The sequence below is a fragment of the Lactobacillus sp. XV31L genome (assembly GCF_059900865.1).
In genome coordinates this window covers 65291-80497 of the sequence record NZ_JBWXGC010000008.1, presented here as the reverse complement: position 1 = coordinate 80497, position 15207 = coordinate 65291, and the positions used below count along the sequence as shown (strand labels likewise).

Here is a 15207-nt window from a genome sequence, read left to right as displayed (position 1 = left end):
GGAAAAGAAGAGGATAAAGATGTCACTAACTGCCGGGATTGTCGGCTTGCCGAACGTTGGCAAGTCAACCTTGTTTAATGCAATTACTAAGGCTGGGGCTGAAATGGCCAACTACCCGTTTGCAACCATTGAACCAAACGTGGGGATGGTTGAGGTGCCAGATAAGCGTCTGGCCCGGATCCAGGAACTCATTCCTGCCAAAAAAATCGTCCACACGACCTTTGAATTTACCGATATTGCGGGCTTAGTCAAGGGAGCGTCCAAAGGCGAAGGTCTGGGCAATAAGTTTCTAGAAAACATCCGCCAAACAGATGCAATTATTCATGTGGTGCGTGCCTTTGATGATGATAATATTACCTCTGTCACAGGCAAGGTGGATCCAGAAGAAGACATCAATACTATCAACTTGGAGTTGACGATTGCCGACCTTGATGCGGTTAACCGCCGTATGGCCAAGGTTAAGAAGATTGCCCAGCAGAATGATAAGGAAGCCAAAGCTGAATACAGCGTTTTGGAAAAGATCAAGCCGGTCCTAGAAGAGGGCCAGGCGGTTCGCTCAATTGACTTTACTGAAGAGGAGCAGCAAGTTGTCAAAGGCTTGTTTCTCTTGACGGCCAAGCCGGTTATCTACGTGGCCAATATTGCAGAAGATGCGATGGCTGATCCAGAAGGTGACCGGTACTACCAAATTGTTAAAAAACATGCGGATAGTGAAAATGCAGGCTGTTTAGGAATTTCAGCGGCTACCGAAGAAGAGATTGCTGGTCTTGATGATGATGAAAAGGCTGAATTTTTAGAAGCAGAAGGTGTAAGTGAGTCTGGTCTTGACCGCTTGATCAGAGCGGCCTACCACATCTTGGGCCTGCGCACCTTCTTTACTGCAGGTGGACCCGAAACGCGGGCCTGGACTTTCCATAAGGGGATGAAGGCACCGCAAGTTGCAGGCGTGATCCACTCTGACTTTGAGCGGGGATTTATCCGCGCTGAGGTGGTTTCCTATGCTGATTTAGACCAGTACGAGACCATGCAAAAGGTTAAGGAAGCTGGTAGACTTCGCCTTGAAGGCAAAGATTATGAAGTTCAAGACGGTGACGTAATTGAATTTAGATTCAATGTTTAAGGAGAGATAATGGCTGAAAAGAAGAACAAGCAAGAAGCAAAGATTGATCTTAGTAAACAAGAAAAGCTAAAAGAAAAAGTTGCAAATCAGAATCAGGAGGATCAGATTAAGCAGATGGCGCCGCAAGAACTGCGTCGGCAGCTGAGTAACAAGAATACGGACTATGTTTTTCGCCTGCAAAAAGAGCTAGAAGCCCAAGGCAAAATGAGTACGGATGAGGCAGTTAGCCGGGTCAATGCACTATTACCCGATCTGGTGGTAGCCCAGCGCCGCGGCCAGCCTGCCAATACCTTTTATAACATGCCGCCCAAGTTGAAGGCAGCCGAAATGCTGGCACCGAAGAAAAAAACGGCCGCCGACATCCCATTTTGGCAGTATGCAGTCGATAGCGCCTTATTGTACATAACGCTTTTTGTTGGTATTTTTGGCGTTATCGGGATGTTCCAACCTGCCTCTAAAGATAATCCGCAGATGGGGATTACCACCTTGCTCATTGTTGGGGTTGTCATGGGTATCTTCATGACCAAATACAACGAGTGGGTCTTACCTGCTGGTAACAAGAATAGGAAGATTCCCTGGTCTAAATTGCTGCTGGGCATGGCCGCAATGATGGGAATTTTTCTTGTTTGCTTCTGGCTTCTGACCCTTCCAATTGTGCGGGTAATCAACCCAGTCTTGCCTGGCATTTACAATGTCATCATCGCAGCGCTCGCATACGGAGTACGCTGGCTTTTCCGTCGGCACTACCAGATTGTAGGTTCTGTATTCACGCCTGCACCAAGAAGCAAATAAAGTGTTTTTTGTCAAGAAAAGCGTTATACTTATCTAATTATATAACTAAAGGGATAAATAGATGATCATCTATTTATCCCTTTAAGTTGTTGCAAGTGGTAAAATGAGTGGCATTTTATTAATAGAAAGAGGTACTTAATGGTTAATACACTGCGTAAATCTATCAGGCAGTACAAGAAATTATCCTTGTTGTCGCCCATGTTCGTTATAGGAGAAGTCATCATTGAAATGTTGATTCCCTATCTGGTAGGTATTTTAATCGATAACGGCATTATGAAGGGCAACATGTCCTACATCTTAAAATGGGGACTAATCCTGTTGGTTATCACAATTGTGTCTCTTGTTTTAGGGGCGGCAGCCAGTTATGTTTCAGCCCATGCTGCTGCAGGCTTTGCAGCCAACTTGCGTAAGGACATGTTCTACCGTGTACAGGATTACTCATTTGAAAATATTGACAAGTTTTCTAGTGCCAGTCTGGTAACCAGAATGACTACGGATGTTTCTAACGTCCAAATGGCTTATCAAATTCTGATCAGAATTGCGGTCAGAGCACCAATGATGCTGATTGTTTCGATAATCATGTCCCTTATCATTAGCCCGCGTCTATCTTTGGTCTTCGTGGTGCTAGCGCCAATCTTTGTCTTGTTGATGGCCGTAATCATTAAGAGTGCCAGCCCGTACTTTCCCAAAATATTCAGGGGCTATGACCGCATGAACCAGGTTGTTCGGGAAAACATTCGCGGCATCCGTGAGGTCAAGACTTATGTCCAAGAAGATCCCCAGACTACAAAATTCAAGAAGTCCTCTGGCTTTATTTACAAACTGTTTTCAACGGCTCAAAAAATCATGTCCCTCAATGCTATGGTGGTAATGGCGATTTTGAACATTTCCAACCTGGCCATTTGCTGGTTTGGTGCCAAGGAAATTGTTGGCGGCAGCCTCCAGACGGGGCAGCTGATTTCAATGTTTTCATATTCCAATTCGGTTTTAAATAGTTTGAATATTTTGGCAATGATTTTCACCCAGCTGGTTATTTCAACTGCTAGTGGCCGTAGAATTGCCGATGTCATTAATGAGAAGCCGTCAATTGTCAATCCACGCAAGCCGCTAGAGCACATGACCAACGGTGAGGTGATCTTTGACCACGTCAACTTTAAGTATGATCCATCTGACAAGAACCTAGCCCTGAGAGATATCAACTTAAACATTAGGCCGGGTGAGACGCTGGGGATAATTGGACGAACGGGTTCCTCCAAGTCTACTTTAGTGGCGATGATTCCGCGTCTTTATGATACAGATTCTGGTGCAGTCCGGGTTTCAGGCCATAACGTCAAGTCCTATGACTTGAAGACCTTGCGGGACAACGTAGCCATGGTTTTACAAAACAATGTCCTCTTTTCTGGCACTATTAAAGAAAATTTGAAGTGGGGCAATGAAAATGCGACTGATGAACAAATTATCAACGCAGCCAAGATTGCCCATGCCGATGACTTTATTCGAGAAATGCCCGACAAGTATGAAACTATGGTTGAACAAGGCGGTACAAACGTTTCTGGTGGTCAAAAGCAACGGATTACCATTGCGCGTGCTCTGCTTAAAAATCCCAAGATTTTAATTCTAGATGATTCAACTTCTGCAGTCGATACTCAAACCGAACGTGAAATTCGGGAATCGCTTGCCCAAGATATGCCGGATACGACTAAGATTATCATCTCGCAGCGAATTGTTTCCATTAAGGATGCCGACCGGATCCTTGTAATGGATGAAGGCAAGATTCAGGATATCGGTACGCATGATGAATTAATGAAACGCAATGACTTATACAGTTCAATTGCTAAGTTCCAAGAAGAACAAAAGAAGTAGGTGATAAATTTGGATAAAGCAGTAGAAAATAAAAGTGCAAGCCTAAGGGGTCACCGAACTAGTATCTTATCCCGCCTGCTCAAACTGATTGCAAGTACTAGTCCCTGGATGTTGATCACGTCAATGGTGGCAATCGTTTTGACGGCAGCCTCAACTGTTGCTGGTTCATTATTTATTGAGCGGCTGATTAATGACTATATTATTCCACTGACTAAGCAAGCTCACCCTGACTTTGGCCCTTTGTGGCATGCCATTACAGTCATGTTTGGACTTTATGCGATTGGATTCATTTCTAATTATCTATTTTCAATGTTGATGGCCGTTTTAGCCCAAAAGGTGCAGTACCGGGTGCGTAACGAGATGTTCGAGCACATGGAAAGATTGCCGATTGGCTACTTTGACCAAAACGACTACGGCGATATCATGAGTCGCTACACTAATGATATTGATACGTTAATGCAGATGATCTCACAGTCGATTCCTCAGTTCTTGAATTCAATGCTGAACGTCTTCTTTGCTCTGGCAGCCATGTTTGCCTTGAGCTGGCAGTTGACAATCTGCACATTGATTATCTTTGCATTATCGGTGGGCATAGTTAGATTCTTGACAAGTCGGTCATCGCACTACTTCAAGCTCCAACAAAAAGAGTTAGGTCAAGTCAATGGCTATAATGAAGAAATGCTTAATGGTCTCAAGGTCATTAAGGTCTTCAGCCATGAACCACAAGTTGAAGAAGAGTTTGATGCATACAACCAGGCATTGCAAGATGCAGCTGGCAAAGCCAATACCTATGCCACAATCCTGTTTCCAATCATGGGCAACGTGGGCAACTTGCTCTACGTCGTAATTGCTGTTTTGGGTGGTGCTGTGGCCATTAACCACGTTGCAGCATTGTCACTTGGTGTCATTGGTGCCTTCTTGCAACTGTCTAAGCAGTTCACGATGCCGATTGCTCAAATTTCGCAACAGCTGAATTCAATTGTAATGGCCTTAGCGGGTGCGCAACGAATTTTTGACTTGCAAGACCAAGAAGTAGAAGTTGATGACGGTGATGTGACAATTTCTAAAGATGAAAATGTCAAGGGGACTTGGCATTGGAATGTGCCCCAGCCTGATGGTTCAGTTAAGAAAATCACGGTTAAGGGTCACATTGTCTTTGACCATGTCAATTTTGGTTATACGCCAAGCAAGCAGATCCTATATGATATCTCAATTGATGCCAAGCCCGGCATGAAGGTTGCTTTAGTTGGTGAAACCGGTGCGGGCAAGACGACTATTTCCAACATGATTAACCGCTTCTATGAAATCAACTCAGGAACGATTACTTATGATGGCATCCCAATCAAGCGGATTAAAAAAGATGACCTGCGTCGGTCACTGTCAATTGTTTTGCAGGATACGCACATGTTCACGGGGACGGTTATGGATAATATCCGCTTTGGTAATATGGAAGCCAGTGATGACGAGGTCTACCAGGCAGCCCACTTGTCGCATGCCGATGAATTTGTGCACCACCTGGACGAAGGCTATAAAACAGTAATTGACGGTAATGGTGGCGATCTGTCCCAAGGACAAATGCAGCTACTCAGTATTGCCCGGGCAATGATTGCCGATGAACCAGTAATGATCTTGGATGAGGCGACTTCGAGCATTGACACGCAGACTGAAAAGCTGGTGCAAGCAGGAATGGACAACCTCCTTGCTGGGAGAACAAGTTTCGTAATTGCCCACCGCTTGTCTACGATTGTTAATTCAGACCTAATCTTGGTGCTGGACCATGGCCACATTATTGAGGCCGGCAACCACGAAGAACTGCTCAAGAAGCAGGGATACTACTACGAGTTGTACACTGGCAAAAAAGAAATTGAATAAGCAAAAATATTCCTGGTGCTACTAGTTGGCATTAGGAATATTTTTGTATTAGGATAATTGCATCTGCGCACTTTCTTATCAGGATTTTCTATAGGGGGCCAGTAGCCTTTTTCTTAATAAAAAGATAAATAAGGCTTGAATATTAGGTGATTAGTCCAAAATTGACTAAAATATTAGGCGTAGACTCTGCTACACTATATTTAACAGATTATGACAAAACAGAGATAATTAATAACATAAAGAGGGCACTAATCCTATGAAAATTTTAGTTGTAGATGATGACAAAGAAATCGTTGAATTATTGAGTATTTACCTTAAGAATGAGGGCTATACGCCTATTGTGGCATATAGCGGCAAGGAAGCAATTACCAAGTTGACGACCACGCCCAATATTGCCTTGATGATTTTGGATGTGATGATGCCCAGCATGAGTGGAATTGATGTGATCAAGGAGGTCCGCAAGGATTCGGACATTCCAATTATCATTGTTTCTGCTAAGACTGGTGACATGGACAAGATCAAGGGCTTGATTACAGGCGCTGATGATTATGTGTCTAAGCCCTTTAACCCGCTCGAGGTGATGGCACGGGTGCGGTCCTTACTGCGCCGCAGTCAAAAGCAGGTCAAGGATGATGAACCTGATGTCTTAGAAGTAGGACCATTAGTTATCAACCGTGATTCACATGAAGTTAAGACCGTTGCCGGTCAAGACATCCAGTTGACCGCCTTGGAATTTGGCATTCTTTACCTGCTTGCGAGTCACCCCAACCGGGTATTTTCAGCCGATGAGATTTTTGAACGGGTTTGGCAGCAGGAGTCAATTGTTTCTGCCAAGACAGTCATGGTGCACGTTTCGCACTTGCGAGACAAGATTCAAAAAGCTACCAACGGAGAAGACGTTATTCAGACCGTTTGGGGTGTTGGTTACAAGGTAGAGGCCTAACTTAATGAAAAAAGAACGGGTTAAGCTAACGGCTGCGGAAAAAAGCGAACTATTTGCAGAGGGCGTAATCACGGTAGTACTGCTGCTCTTGCTGAACTTATCGGTGGTCATTCTCATTAACTTAACCATTTTGCAGAATGAAAACTTGGTTAATGGCATCTATTTTTTAAAGAAGACCATTACCTTTGCCGGAGGCCGGCACTTGTGGTCCTGGCAGAATACTTTTTTGTTCTTCATGGGAATTGGAGACCTACTAGTGCTTTACTGGCGCTTGATTCGGCGCTACCACCAGATGCAGCTGCGCCATGTTATTTCAGAACTGCACTATATTGCCCAAGGCCACTTTGACCATACCATTTCTTTCAAGGTGAAGACGGACTTGCAAAAGGTAATTGACTCAATCAATTCCTTAGTAGGAAGCACTGTCAATGCAATCAATGAAGAACGGGCAATTGAAAAGTCTAAAGATGAACTGATTAGCAACGTCTCCCATGATATTAGGACGCCGCTGACGTCAATTATTGGCTACCTGGGTTTGCTGAAGAGCGGTGTTGATGATCCGGATGACCGCCAACGCTATCTTAATATTGCCTATATGAAGGCAGAGCAGATGAAGTCTTTAGCTCATGACTTGCTTGAATACACCACTTTAAAATCAATTGACAAGAATCTGACCTTGTCCAGCTTGCACATCTTTTCAATGCTTGAACAGGTGGCAGCCGGTTTTGAGTTCGAAGCTGAAGAAAAGGGCATTACCTTCAACGTGGAATCCCGGCCCAAGAGTCTGACTATTGAGGCAGATCCAGAAAAGCTGGTGCGGGTTTATAATAACTTGATCACTAACGCGCTCAAATACGGCACTGGGGCAACCAAAATCAACCTGATTGCCAATCTGGTCAACAATAATGAAGTCGAGCTACGGGTGGAAAATAATGGTGAACTGATTCCGGCCGAGTCTTTAAAGAAGATTTTTGAGCGCTTTTACCGGGTAGAATCTTCACGTAACACTAAGACTGGTGGCACGGGTCTAGGCTTGTCGATAACCAAGAGCATTGTTGATTTGCATCATGGGACAATTCGCTGTGAGTCTAATGAGAAGTGGACTAGTTTTATTATTTCACTTCCCCTTAACCCCAAGAATGCAAAAACTCCGGCCTAGCTGTGGTATAATTTTGATTAAGATAAAGATAGAGGGGTATAGCATGAGTATTTCCTTAAATACCTGTATTTTAATTTTAAAAGAGCATCACTTGCTTAAGTCGAGTGCAGTTCAGGATACGGTGATGACTAAGATGGACTACGTGTCGTATGATTCGCGCGATATCCAAACCAACACCCTGTTCTTCTGCAAGGGTGCCGGCTTTCGGCCAACTTACCTGTCAATGGCTAAAGACAACGGTGCCAACTGCTATGTGGCAGAGCAACCATATCCAGAAGGCAAGGGCATGCACGCACTGATTGTGCGTGACGTTTCTAAGGCCATGGCCTTGCTGTCTGCAGCCTTTTTCCGTTTCCCGCAAGATGACTTGTTTGTGGTGGGCATAACTGGTACTAAGGGCAAGACCACCACCGCCTACTTTTTGAAAGGGATGCTGGACCAGCTTAACGGAGGTAGAACAGCATTGCTTTCTTCGGTCAACAATGTGGTTGGACAACAGCCTGAAGACACCTTCAAATCCAGTTTGACTACGCCAGAGTCCCTTGACTTGTTTCGCGATATGCGGACAGCTGTTGATAATGGCATGACGCACTTGGTAATGGAGGTTTCTAGTCAGGCGTATAAGAAGAACCGGGTATTTGGACTGACTTATGACCTGGGCTTTTTCCTCAATATTACGCCGGACCACATCGGCCCTAACGAGCACCCCAACTTTGCGGACTACCTGCACTGCAAGCTGCAGCTCTTAGTTAATGCGCGCAAGTGCATTATCAACGCCTGCACCGACCATTTTGATGAGGTCTATGCTGCGGCTACAACTACGACAGCACCTGACAGCATTTACCTGTTTGCTGATGAAAAATTTGCTAATCCAGACTTGAAAGAAACGATAGACTTTCGCTATTCATCTCTTGAAAGCGACATGGCTAGAACTCGCTTTGAGCTCTTGTGCGTTAGTGAAAAGGCAAAGAAGCTGCCGGTTGCTGGCGACTATCAGCTGCAGATGTTGGGCGACTTTAATGAGTCCAACGGGACAGCGGCTGTGATTGGTGCTGGCTTAGCTGGAATGGAGCATGATGAAGCTGCTGCGGGAATCGGTGCTGTTACGGTTCCTGGTAGAATGCAGACTGAGGTCACGAAAAATCATGGTCTTGTCGTAGTTGATTATGCCCACAACGAGGCCTCGATGATGGCACTTATGGGCTTTATGCAGCGCGAATTTGACAATCCCAAAATCATTGTAGTGCTTGGATCTCCGGGCGACAAAGGCGTCTCTCGCCGGTCAGGCTTTAGCAATAGTTTAAATGCTTATGCGGCCAAGGCCTTCTTGACGACTGATGATCCTGGTTTTGAAGATCCTGCCAAAATTGCCCGGGAAATCGATGCTGGAATTGACCATTCCAAGGTTGATGTGACGATTGAATTAGACCGGGTTAAGGCCATTCATGATGCCATTAGCATGGCCCATACTGGTGATGTTGTCCTGATTTGCGGCAAGGGTGAGGACGGCTTCCAAAAGATTCGCGGGATTGACACGCCGTATGATTCTGATATTACCGTCGCCCAACATGCAATCAATGAACTGGAAGGGCAAGACGAGCACTTTAATAGCTAATATGTGCTAGAAAAGCAGGAAAAATGAAGAACTTCTTTAGTATTATTGGAGGCATGGGCACAATTGCAACAGAAAGCTTTGTGCGCATGCTCAACCACTGGATTAAAATCACTAAGGATCAGGATTATCTGAACTACATTTTGGTAAATGATGCCCAGATTCCTGACCGCACCGCCTATATTAAAGACCACACCAAGCCTAACTTCTTTTATGACTTGCGTGCAGATGTCTTGCAACAGGCACAGCTTGGTCCTGATTTTTTGGTAATGCCCTGCAATACGGCCCATTATTTTTACGATGACCTGGCCAAGTTGACAGATATTCCTTTTTTGCATATGATGCGGATTGCTGTGCATAAGTTTGTGGAAGACTATCCACAAGAGCAAAAAATTGGAGTGATTGCCACTGAAGGGTCGATTTATGACCACTTGTATGTAGATGAAATTGAAAAGGTAGGACGCAAAGCTGAGTTAGGCGGGCCAGAAATCCAGCCACTGGTAACTGAATTGATTTATAGCAAGATTAAGGAACAGGGCGTGGTTGATGACGAAATCTATCACAGCATTTTGCGTCGCATGCATGATGAGTATGGCTGCAATGTGATTTTGTTGGGCTGTACAGAATTGTCGCTGGCACAAGAAAAGGCACCTGACCATCCTTATCACGTAATCGATCCGCAAGCAATCATAGCTGACGTAGCGATTGAACTGGAATTAAAGATTCGTGCAGGTATGGACCCAAGAGCAGCGGTTCAAAAATACTTATACTAAGAAGCCAAAGACTAGGGACTTGATAACAAGTTTCTAGTCTTTTGCTTTACCCAATTTGCTGGGTCTGGAAGAGAAATCAAAGAATTTTTGCCAAAGTTATTGACAAGACCACAAATATATAATACTGTATTAGTTAAATAGTACAGAATAAAACTTGAAGTGGGAGGATAAAATTATGCTTTATCTTGTGTATATACTTATTGGTCTTTTGATAATTCTGCTAACCAACTTAGCTGTAACTGCTTGCTTGGCTCTTAAGGACATGCATAGTCACCGCCTGGAAGAGAACCTGCCCTTTGTCCATGCCTTCAAGAAATACTTTGGCGAGAATAATAATATTCCTGTTCACCTAACAGATTGGAAATTTTAGATAAAGTAGAAGCTGCCAAGCGTGTATTACTTTAGCGTGCAAAAGGCTCAAGCACTAAATAGCAGTGTTTGTCACCTTGCTGCAAGGATAATTCTCTATTGACGATTAGGTTGTTAAGGACTATTCTATATTTAATTGAATACGGTTTCTTCGGGGCAGGGCGTAATTCCCTACCGACGGTGACAACGAGTGCGTTGAAGTCCGTGAACCGCGTTTTGCGGTGGAACTAGTGCAAGTCTAGTACCGACAGTTAAAGTCTGGATGGGAGAAGAACAAATAACAACTAATATTTGACTTGCGTCGTTTTTAGACTTCGCTGAAATCTTGTTTGGTTAAATAAAAAATAAGCCCCGTTGATTAAGTTCAACGGGGTTTTTCTATTGTTTAGGAAGTGAAAAATTTGCAAGACAAGGATTACATGCAGCTGGCTGCAAAAGAGGCGGTTAAGGCTCGGGGCATGACATGGACCAATCCCTTGGTCGGTGCGGTAATTGTCAAAGAAGGTCAGGTTTTAGCTAGTGGATACCACCATCAATATGGGCGTGAACACGCAGAAGTTAATGCGCTAAGTCACCTGGCCCAGGTAGAGTGGGCCCGTGGAGCCACACTCTATGTAACGCTAGAACCATGCTCTCACTATGGTAAGCAGCCGCCGTGCTGCAGAAAAGTTGCAGCTGCTGGCATCAAACGAGTGGTTATTGGCCAAGTGGACCCGCACCAAGTTGTTAGCGGCAAGGGCATTAAGTATCTGAATGATCATGGAGTGGAAACTGTGGTGATCGGAGGCACGGAGCAGTTAAACCTGGCCTATAACTTCTTTTACCAAAAGCACCGACCATTAGTCACCCTCAAGTATGCAATGTCGCTTGATGGCAAGCTGAATGAGGCAGGAGCCCAGCGCACGCTATTGACAGCAGAAGCGGCCCAAGGCGACGTGCAAGAGTTGCGCTTGCGTCATCAAGCCATCTTGGTAGGTGCTAATACGCTGCGGGTTGATGACCCGCAATTAACGGTTAGGATCAAGCGCCTGCCGCACCCACCGATTCGGATTGTGTTAACGCACGATGCTAACCGACTCGACTTCACGAGCAGAATATTTATGACGCCTGGTTCGATATGGCTGCTCAGTGAGAAGAAATTGACAGCAAAACATAATGATAATATCCAGTGTTTTACGAAAAGCAAGTGGACCCCAAGCAAGATTGTTGAATTGTTGGCAGACCATGACTTGCAGTCCCTCCTGGTCGAGGGCGGCAGCCAGGTCCAAGCACAGTTCATTGCGGCTGGGTTAGCTGATGAGATAGTTGCCTATATTGCACCGCAAGTTTTGGGTGGAACAGCATTGCCAGTTGCCCTGGGCCAGGCGCTAGGGCAAAAATTGCACTACCAATTGATTGATGTACGAACGCTGGGGCAAGATGTCCGGATTTGCGCAAGGAGAAAATAAATGTTTACAGGAATTATTCAGACAACAGGCAAGATTTCGCGTTTAGACGTGACTGAAAAGCATGCCCAATTAGGAATTGCTGCACCTAAATTGGCGCAAAGCAGTCTGCCACTTGGGGCCAGTATTGGGGTTAACGGCATCTGCTTGACCGTCACGACCTGGGATGAAGGCGATTTTACAGTTGACGTGATGCCAGAAACGATGAAGCGGACCAATCTAGGCAAGTTGGCCAAGGGTAGCTTGGTTAATCTGGAACCGTCCCTTGCCCTAGGCGGCAAGTTAGATGGACATATTGTGGCCGGCCACGTAGATACGACAGCGGAAGTAGTCGATCGAGTAGAAAACGAGAATTCCCTGGAGCTTCGTTTCCGGGTGCCGCACAAGTATGATCCCTACATTGTTGAAAAGGGATCGATTGCAATTGATGGTATCAGCTTGACGGTGACACTGGCTGAGAACGACGAATTTGGCGTTAGTCTAATTCCCTTTACTGTTGCCAACACTACGCTGGCTCATTACCAGGAAGGTGACTTGGTCAATATTGAAGTGGATATGCTGGGACGCTACGCAGTTAAGCAAATGCAGGCATGGCAAAAAGAATTTTAAGGGAGAAAAAAGAATGAAAGATCAATTAAATGAAAAAATGGCCCAAATTTTGGACCACTTGCGTGCAGGCGGCTTGGTAATTGTGGCCGATTCACCCCAACGGGAATCTGAAGGCGATATGATTGGCCTGGCTGAAAAGGTGACGCCGGAAACAGTCAACATGATGATTTCTAAGGCACGCGGCCTGCTCTGCGTGCCAATGAGCAAGGAGTACGCCGACCGCTTGCAGCTGGCACCAATTGAAACTGGATCAAACGACAGCTTTGGCACTGCCTTCACGCTGAGCGTGGATTCAACCGAGACCACTACGGGTATTTCGGCGTATGATCGGGCCAAGACGATCAAGAAGCTGGCCGACTCGTCCAGCAAGTGGGATAACTTTTACCATCCCGGCCACGTTTTTCCGCTGGTTGCTAAAGATGGTGGCGTTTTGGAGCGCACGGGTCACACCGAAGCGGCCCTTGACCTGGCCCGCCTGGCTGGTGTAGCTCCTGTTGGCTTTATCTGCGAATGCATCAAAAAGGACGGCACGATGGCCCGCCGCAAGGACCTAAAAGCACTGGCCGAGGGATTGAATATCCCCTATTTGACGATTGAAGAATTGATCGAATATCGCAAGCGTCAAGAAAACCAGGAACTTAGTATTGAATCTTTTGCTAAAGTTGATTTCCCCACCGAATACGGCCACTTCACTTTAGAAGGCTTCCGGGACAAAAAGCATCCAGAAAAAGAACCAACGCTGCTCATCAGCAAGGGTGAAGTTAAGCGGGATGAACCGCTGTTGCTCCGCTTGCATAGTGAATGCTTGACTGGGGATGTCTTCAGTTCTAAGCGCTGTGACTGCGGCGCCCAACTAGCTGAAGCCCTGACTAAGATTGAAGCTAATGGGTCTGGTGCCGTTTTGTACCTGCGCCAAGAAGGACGCGGCATTGGTCTAGAAAACAAGCTGCGTGCCTACCAGCTGCAGGATGAGGGCATGAATACGGTCGAGGCCAACCAGCACCTGGGCCTGCCCGTTGATGCTCGCCGCTACAATATTGCCGCTGAAATTTTGCGGCAAAAGGGTATAAGCGAGGTTAACCTGATGACCAATAACCCGGACAAGGTCGACCAGCTGGAAAGCTTTGGCATTAAGGTCGTTAAGCGCTTGCCAGTAGAAGTGGGTTTGACAGAAGAAAACAAGCAGTACCTGGCAACCAAAAAGCATGAGATGAACCATATTTTAAATGAGGTGGACTAAATGAAAGAAATTAGTGGAAAAATCACAGTAGATTCAGAGAAAAAAATCGGCATTGTCTGTGCCCAGTTTAACAGTGTGGTGACTGATCGTTTATTGTCAGGAGCAGTCGCTCAACTTCAAAAGGCCGGCGTAGATGACAAAAACATTGTAGTAGTGCACGTGCCAGGTGCTTTTGAAGTTGCTCGTGCAGCCAACTGCCTGGCCAATAGTGGCAAGGTGGACGGGGTAATCGCATTGGGCGCTGTGATTCGGGGTGAAACTGCCCACTTTACCTATGTGTGTGAAGGAACAACGGCACAAATCGCCGAGGCTTCCGCCAATGGTCCCGTTCCGGTGATGTTTGGGGTGCTGATGACTGACACGGTGGCCCAGGCAACGGACCGCGCTGGCGGCAAGTCAGGCAACAAGGGGGCCGAATGTGCTACCGACATCCTTGAAGTATTGAGCATTGAAGAACAGATTGACCAATTGTAAAAAGTCTTAGGTGGATAACTGCCTGTGCACCATAGACATTAGTTAAAAAGGACAATGCCAGTTTAATGGAATTGTCCTTTTTATTCTGTAGTGAAAGTGAAAGTAAGCTAGTAAAATAATTAATTTACTTTTATAATTTGTTTATTAAATACTATATAGGAGCAAGAATATGATTAAAATTGCTGGCCTACACGGCCTGCCCCAGATTACTGGTCCCTGCAACCTGCCTCAATTGCTGGTAGCGACTATTAAGAAAGAAAATATGGCAGTGGCTGAAGGCGATATCCTTTGCGTTGCTTCCAAGATTTGTTCACTTGCTGAAGGCAATGTGATTGCTCTCAATCATGTGACACCATCTCCTTTGGCATAAAAAATCCATGCGCAAATTCCGCGTAAGGATGCCAGGTTGATCCAGGTGATAATCGATCAAACGGAGGCGCCGGATGGCAGCGCACTTGAAATATCAGGCAATTATCTTGGTGCTTGGCTGCCAAGCGGCCTATTCTTAACCAGCGGCGGAGTTGACAAGGGTGCGGGCAATACTGCAATTACCCTGCCGCAAGATTGTGATCGATCGGCGCAAGCAATCCGTTCTTCGGTTCTTGCTGAACTAGGCGTAAAAGTTGGCGTGATTATTACCGATAGTGATGGTCGAGTTGACAAGAAGGGCGCAACCCAAGTTGCAGTTGGTCTTAGCGGTCTTAACGGCTTACGCGAAAATGAAGAAGCCGGGACAAGCGAAACGCTTTGTGACTTGCTTGCTGCTAGTGCCGGCCTTGTAATGGGCCAGCGCGGCGTTAACATACCCTTGGCTTGCATTCATGGTTTAGACTATGAAAAGTCATCTGAAAGTGGAATCAGGGATGTGGTAAATGGTAGATAGTAAAAGGAGGTTACGATAAAGTCAAGATTAGATTGGTATCCAATCTAATCTTT

At 45.6% G+C, this 15207-nt stretch carries 13 protein-coding genes, 1 pseudogene and 1 riboswitch; all 14 genes and pseudogenes read left to right on the top strand.

The features are described from left to right. Positions 1–19 precede the first annotated feature (19 nt). The 14 genes and pseudogenes from ychF (at position 20) to AC2JF7_RS06615 (ending at position 15154) form a co-directional block, all read left to right on the top strand. On the top strand, positions 20–1120 hold the full coding sequence (gene ychF / locus AC2JF7_RS06680) for a redox-regulated ATPase YchF (protein ID WP_500727913.1): 1101 nt from the start codon (positions 20–22) through the stop codon (positions 1118–1120). Positions 1121–1129: 9 nt separating this feature from the next. Further along, positions 1130–1912, top strand: a complete 783-nt coding sequence (locus AC2JF7_RS06675; protein WP_500727912.1) for a DUF1129 family protein — start codon at positions 1130–1132, stop codon at positions 1910–1912. A gap of 138 nt (positions 1913–2050) precedes the next feature. Continuing rightward, positions 2051–3775 carry an ABC transporter ATP-binding protein gene (locus AC2JF7_RS06670; protein ID WP_500727911.1) on the top strand — a complete coding sequence of 575 codons (1725 nt, stop codon included), beginning with the start codon at positions 2051–2053 and terminating at the stop codon, positions 3773–3775. Between the two features lie 9 nt (positions 3776–3784). Next, the gene (locus AC2JF7_RS06665) at positions 3785–5647 is read left to right on the top strand and encodes an ABC transporter ATP-binding protein (protein ID WP_500727910.1); all 1863 of its coding nucleotides are present in this window, start codon (positions 3785–3787) and stop codon (positions 5645–5647) included. A 256-nt stretch (positions 5648–5903) separates the two neighbouring features. Next, positions 5904–6590: a response regulator transcription factor CroR gene (gene croR / locus AC2JF7_RS06660; RefSeq protein ID WP_500727909.1), complete on the top strand. Its 687-nt coding sequence runs from the start codon at positions 5904–5906 to the stop codon at positions 6588–6590. Positions 6591–6594: 4 nt separating this feature from the next. Then, the gene (locus AC2JF7_RS06655; RefSeq protein WP_500727908.1) at positions 6595–7749 is read left to right on the top strand and encodes a sensor histidine kinase; all 1155 of its coding nucleotides are present in this window, start codon (positions 6595–6597) and stop codon (positions 7747–7749) included. Positions 7750–7792: 43 nt separating this feature from the next. Continuing rightward, the gene (locus AC2JF7_RS06650; RefSeq protein ID WP_500727907.1) at positions 7793–9364 is read left to right on the top strand and encodes a UDP-N-acetylmuramoyl-L-alanyl-D-glutamate--2,6-diaminopimelate ligase; all 1572 of its coding nucleotides are present in this window, start codon (positions 7793–7795) and stop codon (positions 9362–9364) included. A 23-nt stretch (positions 9365–9387) separates the two neighbouring features. Further along, positions 9388–10134 (top strand): aspartate/glutamate racemase family protein, encoded by a 747-nt coding sequence (locus tag AC2JF7_RS06645; RefSeq protein ID WP_500727906.1) that lies wholly within the window; start codon positions 9388–9390, stop codon positions 10132–10134. Between the two features lie 175 nt (positions 10135–10309). Beyond that, positions 10310–10504 carry a hypothetical protein gene (locus AC2JF7_RS06640; RefSeq protein WP_500727905.1) on the top strand — a complete coding sequence of 65 codons (195 nt, stop codon included), beginning with the start codon at positions 10310–10312 and terminating at the stop codon, positions 10502–10504. 142 nt (positions 10505–10646) lie between these two features. Beyond that, positions 10647–10781, top strand: a riboswitch (FMN riboswitch). A gap of 114 nt (positions 10782–10895) precedes the next feature. Then, the gene (gene ribD, locus AC2JF7_RS06635) at positions 10896–11951 is read left to right on the top strand and encodes a bifunctional diaminohydroxyphosphoribosylaminopyrimidine deaminase/5-amino-6-(5-phosphoribosylamino)uracil reductase RibD (RefSeq protein WP_500727904.1); all 1056 of its coding nucleotides are present in this window, start codon (positions 10896–10898) and stop codon (positions 11949–11951) included. Continuing rightward, on the top strand, positions 11952–12557 hold the full coding sequence (locus AC2JF7_RS06630) for a riboflavin synthase (protein ID WP_500727903.1): 606 nt from the start codon (positions 11952–11954) through the stop codon (positions 12555–12557). It abuts the gene before it with no gap. Between the two features lie 13 nt (positions 12558–12570). Beyond that, a complete protein-coding gene (gene ribA, locus AC2JF7_RS06625; protein WP_500727902.1) occupies positions 12571–13797 on the top strand; it encodes a GTP cyclohydrolase II in 1227 nt (408 codons plus the stop codon). Beyond that, positions 13798–14271 carry a 6,7-dimethyl-8-ribityllumazine synthase gene (gene ribH / locus AC2JF7_RS06620; protein WP_500727901.1) on the top strand — a complete coding sequence of 158 codons (474 nt, stop codon included), beginning with the start codon at positions 13798–13800 and terminating at the stop codon, positions 14269–14271. 169 nt (positions 14272–14440) lie between these two features. Further along, a pseudogene (locus AC2JF7_RS06615) lies at positions 14441–15154 on the top strand (coenzyme F420-0:L-glutamate ligase). Positions 15155–15207 lie beyond the last annotated feature (53 nt).